11 protein-coding genes are annotated in these 10681 nt (G+C 66.2%); 6 read left to right on the top strand and 5 right to left on the bottom strand.

Annotation, left to right across the window (positions count from 1 at the left end; genetic code table 11):
• Positions 1–494: 494 nt before the first annotated feature.
• Positions 495–677 carry a hypothetical protein gene (locus V6M56_RS08310; protein WP_332682783.1) on the bottom strand — a complete coding sequence of 61 codons (183 nt, stop codon included), beginning with the start codon at positions 675–677 and terminating at the stop codon, positions 495–497.
• Positions 678–1169: 492 nt separating this feature from the next.
• Here V6M56_RS08310 and V6M56_RS08305 point away from each other — a divergent pair, with 492 nt between their 5' ends.
• The 6 genes from V6M56_RS08305 to V6M56_RS08280 all read left to right on the top strand — a co-directional run bounded on the left by V6M56_RS08305 (position 1170) and on the right by V6M56_RS08280 (position 7042).
• Entirely contained in the window at positions 1170–2342 is a 1173-nt protein-coding gene (locus V6M56_RS08305) for an ABC transporter substrate-binding protein (protein WP_442881112.1), read from the top strand.
• A 167-nt stretch (positions 2343–2509) separates the two neighbouring features.
• Complete coding sequence (locus tag V6M56_RS08300; RefSeq protein ID WP_332682779.1) at positions 2510–3370, top strand: branched-chain amino acid ABC transporter permease; 861 nt, start codon at positions 2510–2512, stop codon at positions 3368–3370.
• A 29-nt stretch (positions 3371–3399) separates the two neighbouring features.
• A complete protein-coding gene (locus tag V6M56_RS08295; RefSeq protein WP_332682786.1) occupies positions 3400–4413 on the top strand; it encodes a branched-chain amino acid ABC transporter permease in 1014 nt (337 codons plus the stop codon).
• On the top strand, positions 4410–5198 hold the full coding sequence (locus tag V6M56_RS08290) for an ABC transporter ATP-binding protein (RefSeq protein ID WP_332682777.1): 789 nt from the start codon (positions 4410–4412) through the stop codon (positions 5196–5198). Before V6M56_RS08295 ends, V6M56_RS08290 begins: the two co-directional genes overlap by 4 nt.
• Positions 5191–5925, top strand: a complete 735-nt coding sequence (locus V6M56_RS08285) for an ABC transporter ATP-binding protein (protein WP_332682776.1) — start codon at positions 5191–5193, stop codon at positions 5923–5925. The genes V6M56_RS08290 and V6M56_RS08285 overlap by 8 nt, the downstream gene beginning before the upstream one ends.
• Before the next feature lie 10 nt (positions 5926–5935).
• Positions 5936–7042, top strand: coding sequence for a 5-methyltetrahydropteroyltriglutamate--homocysteine S-methyltransferase (locus V6M56_RS08280; protein ID WP_332682775.1), 1107 nt, complete (start codon positions 5936–5938; stop codon positions 7040–7042).
• A gap of 123 nt (positions 7043–7165) precedes the next feature.
• Here the strand turns inward: V6M56_RS08280 and V6M56_RS08275 are convergent, their stop codons facing one another.
• The 4 genes from V6M56_RS08275 to V6M56_RS08260 all read right to left on the bottom strand — a co-directional run bounded on the left by V6M56_RS08275 (position 7166) and on the right by V6M56_RS08260 (position 10575).
• Positions 7166–8998, bottom strand: coding sequence for a carbamoyltransferase family protein (locus V6M56_RS08275; RefSeq protein ID WP_332682774.1), 1833 nt, complete (start codon positions 8996–8998; stop codon positions 7166–7168).
• Between the two features lie 11 nt (positions 8999–9009).
• Positions 9010–9159: a DUF5989 family protein gene (locus tag V6M56_RS08270; RefSeq protein WP_332682772.1), complete on the bottom strand. Its 150-nt coding sequence runs from the start codon at positions 9157–9159 to the stop codon at positions 9010–9012.
• Positions 9160–9173: 14 nt separating this feature from the next.
• Positions 9174–9611 carry an SxtJ family membrane protein gene (locus tag V6M56_RS08265; protein WP_332682770.1) on the bottom strand — a complete coding sequence of 146 codons (438 nt, stop codon included), beginning with the start codon at positions 9609–9611 and terminating at the stop codon, positions 9174–9176.
• Positions 9612–9798: 187 nt separating this feature from the next.
• A complete protein-coding gene (locus V6M56_RS08260; protein WP_332682769.1) occupies positions 9799–10575 on the bottom strand; it encodes an SDR family oxidoreductase in 777 nt (258 codons plus the stop codon).
• Positions 10576–10681 lie beyond the last annotated feature (106 nt).

Raw genomic sequence — 10681 nt, 5'->3', positions numbered from 1 at the left:
GCTCCGCCACATTTGCGCCAAATGCACCAAGAACGCGACCTTCCATCGGGTCGCAGGCCGGCGCCGCTACGCTTGTTCAGCCTGCGGGAATCATGTCTCCCCCGCATCTGGAACCATATTGGGCGGCAGCAGGACCCCGCTCCAGACATGGTTCTACGCCATCTTCATGGTAGTCGCGTCGCATGACGAAGCGACTGCCCGGGATTTGGAGCGAACTTTAGGCGTCAGTTCGGGGACCGCTCAGCGGATGCGCAGTTTGCTTCGGGAAACGCTGGGGAAGCCGGACTCTTTCGCTCTGCTGCGCTGACCACCTTGCGGAAGGCCCCCTCTAGCGCAACGACATGGACCGCAGTCCCGCGCTCTTGATAGGCGAATTCGGCGAGCCTCCCGGAGTTCTGAGCTGCGGCCAGCGTCAACCTGAATTTCCCTTTGGTCGCCATTTCGTCCCCCGCACGGATGCTATCCCGAGTGAGCGGAGATGAAAACAGCTCTCATCAGGCGTTGTTGTCGACCTGATTGCTCGCACCGGGGGACGTAATGGCCTCGGAGACATTGGCGATATTGGGGTTGCCGACAATGGCAAAAAAGCTGGTTCCGGTGCTGGTCGTGATGCCATGGGCAGGGATCGGCTGGGCCTTCACCAGGCCATTGCGCTTGATGATGCCGAAGACGATCACCTTGCCGCGCTCCAGCCGCGCTTGCCTTTCCTAACGTTTCAAAGACATCTCGATCGAGATGCTGATCAAGCGAAAAATCCCTGAACCACAACAACTAAAATCCCTGAGAGACAGATCGAAAATCCCTGCTCATCTCACCTCGATAGTTACCGCTACGGCTTGAATCAGCACATTTTTCGCCTGAAGATAAGGCTCGGCTCATCGCGAATTCGGATAGAATTCCCTGCTAGTTCCTTGTTAGCAGGGAATTGGATGTCAGCCCGGTTTGCAGCCAAATTTGCCGGGCGCAATGGTCGAGTATGCGAGTTGCTCCGACTTAGCCCGACCGGCGCTGGCACTGGCGGGAGGCCGGTCTCGGCCGCAATGCCGCGCTGGGCTGAAATCGCCTTTCGTCCTGATTGACCATGCCACCTCCCGGCTCGTAGCCTGTTCGAAACAAGAAGCAACGTGCGGTAAGCGCACATTATCTGGGAGGTATTCATGTCGTCGGCAATCTTCTCGCGTCGTTCCCTGCTCGCCGCCGGAGCGGCGGGCCTCATCCTCTCTTCCGCCGCGCAGGCGCAGGAAACCGTCAAGATCGGCATGATCCTGCCGATGACCGGGCCCTTCGCCTCGACCGGCCGGCAGATCGAGGCTGCGGCGAAGCTCTACATCGCCCAGCATGGCGACAGGGTCGCCGGCAAGAAGATCCAGTTGCTGGTGCAGGACGATGGCGGCGTCGCCGACCAGACCAAGCGCATCGCCCAGGAGATGATCGTCAACCAGAAGGTCGCCGTCCTCACCGGCTTCGGCCTGACCCCGCTCGCCTTCGCGGTGGCGCCGCTGGCGACGCAGGCCAAGGTGCCGACCATCGTGATGGCGGCCGCGACCTCCTCGATCACCGAGAAATCGCCCTACATCCTGCGCACCTCCTTCACGCTGCCGCAGGCCGCGGTGCCGCTCGCCGACTGGGCGGCGAAGGAGGGCATCAAGACCGTCGTCACCGTGGTCGCCGATTATGGCCCGGGCATCGACGCCGAGACGGCCTTCAAGAACCGCTTCGGCGCCGCCGGCGGACAGGTGACGGAATCGATCCGCGTCCCCGTCGCCAATCCCGATTTCGCGCCCTTCCTGCAGCGGGTGAAGGACGCCAAGCCCAATGCCGTCTTCGTCTTCGTGCCCTCCGGCGTCGGCTCGGCCTTCATGAAGCAGTTCAAGGAGCGCGGCCTGGCCGAAGCCGGCATCAAGCTGATCGGCACCGGCGACGTCACCGACGACGACATCCTCAACAGCATGGGCGATGTCGCGCTCGGCACGATCACCACCCACCATTATTCCGCTGCGCACGACTCGCCCGAGAACAAGGCCTTCGTCACCGCCTTCAAGGCCGCCAACAAGGACATGCGCCCGAACTTCATGGCGGCGGGCGGCTATGACGGCATCGCCCTGATCTACCAGGCGCTGAAGGCGACCAATGGCGCGACCGGCGGCGACGCGCTGCTGGCGGCGATGAAGACGGCGAAATGGGAAAGCCCGCGCGGCCCGGTCGCGATCGATCCACAGACCCGGGAGCTGGTGCAGAACATCTATCTGCGCGAGGTCAAGTCGGTCGGCGGCGAGCTCTACAATGTCGAGTTCGGCAAGGCCGAGGCGGTCAAGGACCCGGCCAAGTCGCCGGCGAACTGACGGATCGGCCACGGACGGCGCAGCCATCATGCGTCATTCCGGCTGGAGCGAAGCGGAGCGCCGGAATCCATCGTAGAGCGCGAGCCCGACGATGGATTCCGGAGCTGCGCCGCTACGCGACTTGTCCGGAATGACGGCGCGCTCTGGAAGAGGCAACGAAGGACCGCATGCTCACCATCCTGTTCGACGGCGTCGCCTATGGCATGCTGCTCTTCGTGCTGGCCTGCGGCCTGGCGGTGACGCTCGGCCTGATGAACTTCGTCAACCTCGCCCATGGCGCCTTCGCCATGGCCGGCGGCTATCTCACCGTCGTGCTGATGGGCAGCTACGGCGTCTCCTTCTATCTTTGCCTGCCGCTCGCCTTCCTGGTGACAGCACTGCTCGGCGCCGTCTTCGAGCGCACGCTCTACCGGCATCTCTACGCCAAGAGCCATCTCGAGCAGGTGCTGTTCTCGATCGGCCTCGCCTTCATGGCGGTCTCGGCCGTCGATTATTTCATGGGCGCACGCCAGCAGATCGTCCAGCTTCCGCCTTCCCTGCAGGGGCGCGTCGAGATTCTCGGCGCCGGCATCGGCGTCTACCGGCTCTTCATCATCGTCGTCTGCGCCCTGATCCTGATCGGCCTGCAGCTCGCCTTGACGCGCACCCGCTTCGGCAGCCAGCTGCGCGCCGCCGTCGATGACGGGCGCGTGGCGCGCGGGCTCGGCATCAATATCGGGCGCGTCTTCGCGCTGACCTTCGCGGTCGGCTCGGGGCTCGCGGGGCTCGGCGGCGCTCTCGGCGCCGAGCTCCTGACGCTCGACCCGACCTTCCCGCTCAAATTCATGATTTACTTCCTGATCGTCGTCACTGTCGGCGGCACCACCAGCATCACCGGCCCCTTCCTCGCCGCGCTGATCCTCGGCATCGCCGACGTCGCCGGCAAATATTACTTCCCGCAGCTCGGCGCCTTCATCATCTACGCGGTGACCGTCGCCCTGCTGCTCTGGCGGCCCTACGGGCTGATCAGCCGCGAGGGCGCGCGATGAGCGCCGCCGATCCCGCCGCCGGGGCCGCTATGTCCGGCCCCGCGCCCGCTGCCGGCGCCGCCGGCGCCCTGCTTGCCCGCGACAGCGCCTGGAAGCCCTGGGAGTTCGCGCTCTGGGCGCTGGCGCTCGCCGCCTTCTTCCTGCTGCCGAGCAAGCTGCTGCTGCTCAACGACATCGCCATCCTCGCCTTGTTCGCGCTCTCCATCGACCTGCTGCTCGGCTATGCCGGCATCGTCTCGCTCGGCCATGCCGCCTTCTTCGGCTTCGGCGCCTATGCCGCCGGCCTCTTCGCCATCCATGTCTCCGGGGACCCGCTGCTGGGGCTGGTCGCGGCCGGGCTTTCCGCCGGTGTGCTCGGCTTCGCCACCAGCTTCCTGGTGCTGCGCGGCTCCGACCTGACCCGGCTGATGATCACGCTCGGCGTCGCCCTGATGCTGCTCGAGGCGGCGAACCGCTTCTCCGGACTGACCGGCGGCGCCGACGGCCTGACCGGCGTGACCATGGCGCCGGTGCTCGGCCTGTTCGAGTTCGATCTCTGGGGCCGGACCTCCTATCTCTACAGTCTCGGCGTGCTGTTCGTGCTGTTCGTGCTGGCGCGGCTTCTGGTGCATTCGCCCTTCGGCCTGTCGCTGCGGGCGATCAAGGGCAACCGCCTGCGCGCCTCGGCGATCGGCATCGCGCCAAACCGGCGGCTCGTCGCGATCTACACCATCGCCGCGCTCTATGCCGGCGTCGCCGGCGCCCTGCTCGCCCAGACCACGCAGTTCGTCTCGCTCGATGTCCTCTCCTTCCAGCGTTCGGCCGACGGGCTCTTGGTGCTGGTGATCGGCGGCGCCGGCTATCTCTATGGCGGCCTCGTCGGCGCCATCGCCTTCAAGCTGATGCATGAGGTGATCTCCGGCCTCACCGCGCAGTATTGGCTGTTCTGGCTCGGGCTGATCCTCGTCATCCTCGTCCTGGTCGGGCGCGACCGCCTGCTCGCCGGCCCGCGTGGCTTGCTGCGGGCGGCGCTCGCCCGCCTCCCCAGGAGGCGCGCGCCATGACCGCCCTCGCCTCGCCTGCTGCGACAACGACCGCGCAGCCGATCCTGCAGACCATCGGTCTGGAGAAACGCTTCGGCGGGCTCGTCGCCACCAGCGACGTCTCGCTCTCGCTGCGGCCGGGCGCCCGCCATGCCCTGATCGGCCCCAACGGCGCCGGCAAGACCACCTTCATCAACCTTCTGACCGGCGTGCTGGCGCCGAGCGCCGGAAAAATCCTGCTCGACGGCACCGACATCACCACCGAGCGCCCGCATGCCCGCGTCCGCCGGGGCCTTTCCCGCACCTTCCAGATCAACCAGCTCTTTGCCGAGCTGACCCTGCTGGAGACGGTCGCCATCGCCATCGCCGAACGCGAGCGCAAGGGCTGGAGCATGTTCCGCCCGCTCGCGGCCCAGACCGCCGTGATCGACGAGGCGGCCGAGCTGCTCGCCCGCTTCCGCCTCGCCGACGTGATGGCAAAGCGCACCGCCGAGCTGCCCTATGGCCGCCAGCGCCTGCTCGAGATCGCCCTCGCCATCGCCGCGAAACCGCGCGTCCTGCTGCTCGACGAGCCCGCCGCCGGCGTGCCGGAGGATGGCAGGCGCGAAATCCTCGACATCGTCCGGGGCCTGCCGGCCAGCGTCACCGTGCTGCTGATCGAGCACGACATGGACCTCGTCTTCTCCTTCGCCGACCGCATCTCGGTGCTGGTCGCCGGCGGCCTGCTGGTCGAAGGCACGGTCGCCGAGGTCAGCGGCGATCCGCGCGTCCGCACCGCCTATCTCGGGGAGGACGCCGATGGCTGAACTCCTCAAGATTTCGGACCTGCGCGCCGGCTATGGCGAGGCGCAGGTGCTGAACGGGCTCTCGCTTGCGCTCGCGCAGGGCGAGGCCATCGCCCTGCTCGGCCGCAACGGCACCGGCAAGACGACGCTGATCAACAGCATCGTCGGCGTCACCACCTGGCATGGCGGCACGATCGCGCTGGAAAGCCGGGACATCACCCGCATGGCGCCGGAACAGCGCGCCCGGCTCGGCATCGGCTGGGTGCCGCAGGAGCGCAACATCTTCCGCTCGCTCACCGTCGAGGAGAACCTCACGGCGATCGCCCGGCCGGGGCCCTGGGACCTTGCCAGCGCCTACGCGATGTTCCCGCGGCTGAAGGAGCGCCGCGCCAATCTCGGCAACCAGCTCTCCGGCGGCGAGCAGCAGATGCTGGCGGTCGCCCGCGCGCTGATGCTCAACCCGAAAGTGCTGCTGCTCGACGAGCCGCTGGAGGGTCTCGCCCCGATCATCGTCGACGAATTGCTGGCGGCGCTCCGCCGGATCGTCCGCGAGGAGGGCACCGCCGCGATCATCGTCGAGCAGAAGGCCCGCAAGGTCCTCGCCGTCACCGACCGCGCCATCGTGCTCGACCGCGGCAGCATCGTTCACCAGGGCGCCAGCGCAGAACTGGCCGAAGACGACCATCTGCTCGAAGCCCATCTTGGCGTCGCCGCGGCTCCCGGCCGCGCGCACGCCCATCCTGCCTGAGGAGACGACCATGCCAAATCACAAGCCGCCCTTCCGCGCCGACCAGGTCGGCAGCCTGCTGCGCAGCACCGCCCTGCACGAAGCCCGCGACAGGAAGGCGCGCGGCGAGATCGACGCCGCCGCGCTGAAGACGGTCGAGGACGCCGAGATTCGCAAGCTGATCGCCAAGCAGGAGGCGGTCGGCCTGAAGGGCGTCACCGACGGCGAGTATCGCCGCGCCTACTGGCATTTCGACTTTCTGGAAGAACTCGACGGCGTCGACGCGATCGCCGCCGATTCAGGCATGAACTTCAAGGGCGGCGTGACCATCCCCAAGGCACTGCGCATCACCGGCAAGGTCGGCTTTTCCGGCCACCCGATGCTCGAGCATTTCCGTTTCCTGCGGGACAATGTCCAGCCGGGCTCGACGCCGAAGATGACCATTCCGGGCCCGAGCATGCTGCACTACCGGGGCGGCCGGAAGATGATCAATATGGGCATCTACCCGGAGATGGACGCCTTCTACGCCGATGTCGGCGCCGCCTATAACAAGGCCGTCCACGCCTTCTACGATATCGGCTGCCGCTATCTCCAGCTCGACGACATCTCCTTCGCCTATCTCTGCGATCCGGCCCAGCGCGAGATGCTGCGCTCCCGTGGCGACGATCCTGAACACCAGCCCGAGATCTATGCCGGCATGGTGCGCGAGGCGCTGAAGGACAAGCCGGCCGACCTTGCGGTCACCATGCATCTCTGCCGCGGCAATTTCCTCTCGACCTTCATCGCCTCGGGCGGCTACGAGCCGATCGCCGATCTGCTGTTCAATTCCATGCCGGTCGACGGCTATTTCATGGAATGGGACAATGACCGCTCCGGCGGCTTCGAGCCGCTGCGTTTCCTGCCCAAGGGCAAGCATGTCGTGCTCGGCCTCGTCACCTCGAAGACCGGGGTGCTGGAGGACCGCGACGCGCTGCTTCGCCGCATCGAGGAGGCGTCGAAATACATCGCGCTCGACCAGCTCTGCCTCTCGCCGCAATGCGGCTTCGCCTCGACCGAGGAAGGCAACACGCTGGCCGAGGACGAGCAATGGGCCAAGCTTTCGATGATCGTCGAGGTGGCGAAGGAGGTCTGGGGCTGAGGCTGGTCTTGCGTCATGCCCGGGCCTGACCCGGGCATCTCTGGACCAGAGTGGCGGTGTTTGCCTTCTCGTCACGGGATTCTCGGGTCTGCGCTTCGCTCCGCCCGAGAATGACGGCTTCCCTCAATCCAGCTCGAACGCGTCCTTGTAGTCGAGCTTCAGCGCCGGATCCTGCGCTTCCTTGCGCAGGATGCAGTTGCCGACGACCAGCAATTCGATCTCCGAGCCCATGAAGCAGCGGAAGGCGTCGGTCGCGTTGCAGACGATCGGCTCGCCGCGGACATTGAACGAGGTGTTGACCACCACCGGACAGCCGGTCAGTGCCTTGAAGCGCGAGATCAGCGCGTGATAGCGCGGATTGGTCTCGGCATGCACCGTCTGGATGCGTGCCGAATAGTCGACATGGGTCACCGCCGGGATGCTCGAGCGCGGCACGTTCAGCTTGTCGACGCCGAACAGCGCCTGCTCTGCCGCCGTCATCTCGCGTCGCAGGCCCTCGCGCACATCGGCGACCAGCAGCATATAGGGCGAGTCGCTATCGAGCTCGAACCAGTCGGCGACGTCCTCGCGCAGCACCGAGGGCGCGAAGGGCCGGAAGCTCTCGCGATACTTCACCTTGAGATTGAGCGTCTTCTGCATCGCCGGCGAGCGCGGGTCGCCGAGGATCGAGCGGCCGCCGAGCGCGCGCGGCCCGAACTCCATCCGCCCCTGCATCCAGCCCACCGCCTTGCCGTCGGCCAGTCCCTGCGCCGTCGCCTCGGTCAGCGCCGCGTCGTCCAGCACCTCGAACTTCGCGCCGGCCGCCGTCAGCTCGGCCTCGATCTCGGCCTGCGAGAAGGCCGGGCCGAGATAGCTGCCGCGCATCGCATCCCCCGAGGCCGGCACCTGCCGCGGCTTGCCGCCGAACAGATGATACCCGGCCAGCGCCGCCCCTAGCGCCCCGCCGGCATCGCCCGCCGCCGGCTGGATCCAGAGGCGCTCGAAGATGCCCTCGCGCAGGAGCTTGCCGTTGGCGACGCAGTTGAGCGCGACGCCGCCGGCGAGGCAGAGGTTCTTCATGCCGGTCTCGGCCCGGACCGAGCGGGCGAGCCTGAGCACGATCTCCTCGGTCACCGCCTGGATCGAGGCCGCCATGTCCATGTGGAACTGGGTCAGCAATTGTTCGGGACCGCGCACCGGTTCGCCGAACAGCGCGGCGAACTTGTCGTTGGTCATCGTCAGGCCGACGCCGTAGTTGAAATAGCTCTGGTCGAGATGGAAGGTCCCATCCTCCTTCAGGTCGACCAGCTTCTCCAGCATCAGCTTGGCGAAGCGGGGCTCGCCATAGGGCGCCAGCCCCATCACCTTGTACTCGCCGGAATTGACCTTGAAGCCGATATAATAGGTCACCGCCGAGTAGAGCAGCCCGAGCGAATGCGGGAAATGCAGCTCCTTGTGGACCTTGAGGTCGCTGCCCTTGCCGATGGCGAGCGTCATCGTCGCCCATTCGCCGACGCCATCCATGGTCAGGATGGCCGCCTCCTCGAAGGGCGAAGGGTAGAAGGCCGAAGCCGCGTGCGAGAGATGGTGCTCGGTGAAGAGCAGCTTCTCGACATCGAAGCCCGGCGCGAGCTTGCGCAATTCCTTGGCGATGATCTGCTTCTGGAACAGTTTTTCGCGCAGCCAGAGCGGCATCGCCATGCGGAAGGAGGAGAAGCCGCGTGGCGCGAAGGAGAGATAGGTCTCGAGCAGCCGCTCGAACTTGATGAAGGGCTTGTCGTAGAAGACGACCGCGTCGAGTTCCTCAAGCCCGCAGCCGGCGACCGACAGGCAGTACTCGACCGCGTGCTTCGGGAAATCGGCGTCGTGCTTCCTGCGCGTGAAGCGCTCCTCCTGCGCCGCCGCTTCGATCACCCCGTCCACGACGAGCGCGGCCGCGCTGTCGTGATAGAGCCCGGAAATCCCCAGAACGCGCATGCGATGGCCGCTCAGAACAGCGTGTAGATGAACGGCGCGATCGCGCTGCCCTTGGTCAGGAACAAGAGCCCGCCGAGCAGCACACACATCAGGAAGATCGGCACCAGCCAGAACTTCTTTCGCGCCGCCAGGAAGCGGAAGAACTCGCGCAGAAACGACATCGGCTTGTCCCGGGTCAGAATTGATCTTTCATCGAGACCGGCACCGGTCCCGGCGGATCGCGGACGATCCAGTAGCTCTTCGCCTCCGGCTGAGACTTGAGCTTGAGAAAATCCTTGCCTACGAGCCGGGCGACCAGGGCCATCGGCGTGAAGACGAGGAAGAAAAGGATGCCGAGCACGATCGGATTGATGATCGCCGCCAGCAGCATTCCGAACCGCATCCAGAGCTTGTTCAGCGGCGCGAGCAGCGCCGGCCGGATCAGCGCGATGCCGAGGAAGGCCGCGGCGATCAGCCCGAGCCAGGGCCAGGCCCGGCCCCAATGCCAGAGATTATACAGGCCGATCAGGGCGAAGACGACCGCGAAGACGAGCCCGAAGGAACGATCGCTCGATCCCTCGCCATCGTCATGGCCGGCGCCGGCCCCGAACTCATGGTGCACGCCCTTCGACAAACCGCCTCTCCTGCTCAGGCGGCATCCTCTAGGCGATCCGGGGCCGAAGGTACAGGGTTCGGGCGGATCGCAGGCCGCCTCCGTCATGCTCGAGCTTGACCCGAGCATCTCAGGAAGAAGAAGCGCTTATCTTGCACGAGATTCTCGGGTCTGCGCTCCGCTTCGCCCGAGAATGACGGCGCCCGGCTCAGCTCAGCATCCGCGTATCGCCGCAAACCGAGATCTCCTGCCCGGAGATCGTCTTGGCGAAGGGCGAGGCGAGGAAGACGACCTGCCTGGCGATGTCGTTCGGGTCGACGAACTGCTTGATCGAGACGCCGGCGAAGAGCCGCGCCGTCATCTCCTCATGCGAGACGTTCATCGAGCGCGCCTTGTTGGCGATCACGCTCTGGATGCGCGGCCCGTCGACAAGGCCGGGGCAGATCGCGTTCGCCCGGATGCCGAACTCGCCGAGCTCGGCCGAGAGCGCCTTGGTGAAGCCTATCACGCCCCATTTCGCCGCCGCATAGGGCGAGCGCAGCGGAAAACCATGTTTCCCGGCCTGGCTCGACAGGTTCACGATGCTGGCGTTCTTCGACTGCTTGAGTTGCTGCACCGCCAGCCGCGTGCAGTTGAACTGACCGGTCAGGTCGATGGCGACGCAAGCGTCCCAATCGGCCGGGTCGATCTCGTCGACGCGGCCGGTCGGCCCGGCGATGCCGGCATTGTTGACCAGGCAGTCGAGCCCGCCGAGCGCAGCCAGCGTCTCCTCGAACAGCCCTGTCACCGCCTTGCGGTCGGAGACGTCGCAGACCGAGCGGGTGATCGCGGGATCGCTCTCCGCCAGCGCCGCCAGCGCCTTCTCGTCGACGTCGCAGATATGCACCCTCGCCCCCTCGGCGACGAAGGCGCGCGCGATCGCGCGGCCGATGCCGTTGGCGCCGGCCGTGACCAGCACGCGCAGATCCTTGATCGTCAGGTCCATCGCTTCCTCCCTTGTCGCCGTCCGGCGCTATCCGTCATCGCGAGCAAAGCGAAGCAACCCAGGGGGCTCGCTCTGCAGCCCTGGATTGCTTCGTCATTCGCGCTCC

This window comes from Allobosea sp. (genome assembly GCF_036675845.1).
Taxonomy (GTDB): domain Bacteria; phylum Pseudomonadota; class Alphaproteobacteria; order Rhizobiales; family Beijerinckiaceae; genus Allobosea.
Note: the sequence above shows the minus strand (reverse complement) of the source record. Positions and strands in the feature narration are given on the sequence as shown.

Excerpts from the sequence above, each read along its gene's own strand:
- V6M56_RS08300 (WP_332682779.1), top strand. The coding sequence starts at position 2,510 with ATGCTCACCATCCTGTTCGACGGCGTCGCCTATGGCATGCTGCTCTTC.
- V6M56_RS08295 (WP_332682786.1), top strand. The coding sequence starts at position 3,400 with ATGTCCGGCCCCGCGCCCGCTGCCGGCGCCGCCGGCGCCCTGCTTGCC.
- V6M56_RS08290 (WP_332682777.1), top strand. The coding sequence starts at position 4,410 with ATGACCGCCCTCGCCTCGCCTGCTGCGACAACGACCGCGCAGCCGATC.
- V6M56_RS08285 (WP_332682776.1), top strand. The coding sequence starts at position 5,191 with ATGGCTGAACTCCTCAAGATTTCGGACCTGCGCGCCGGCTATGGCGAG.
- V6M56_RS08280 (WP_332682775.1), top strand. The coding sequence starts at position 5,936 with ATGCCAAATCACAAGCCGCCCTTCCGCGCCGACCAGGTCGGCAGCCTG.
- V6M56_RS08275 (WP_332682774.1), bottom strand. The coding sequence starts at position 8,998 with ATGCGCGTTCTGGGGATTTCCGGGCTCTATCACGACAGCGCGGCCGCG.
- V6M56_RS08270 (WP_332682772.1), bottom strand. The coding sequence starts at position 9,159 with ATGTCGTTTCTGCGCGAGTTCTTCCGCTTCCTGGCGGCGCGAAAGAAG.
- V6M56_RS08260 (WP_332682769.1), bottom strand. The coding sequence starts at position 10,575 with ATGGACCTGACGATCAAGGATCTGCGCGTGCTGGTCACGGCCGGCGCC.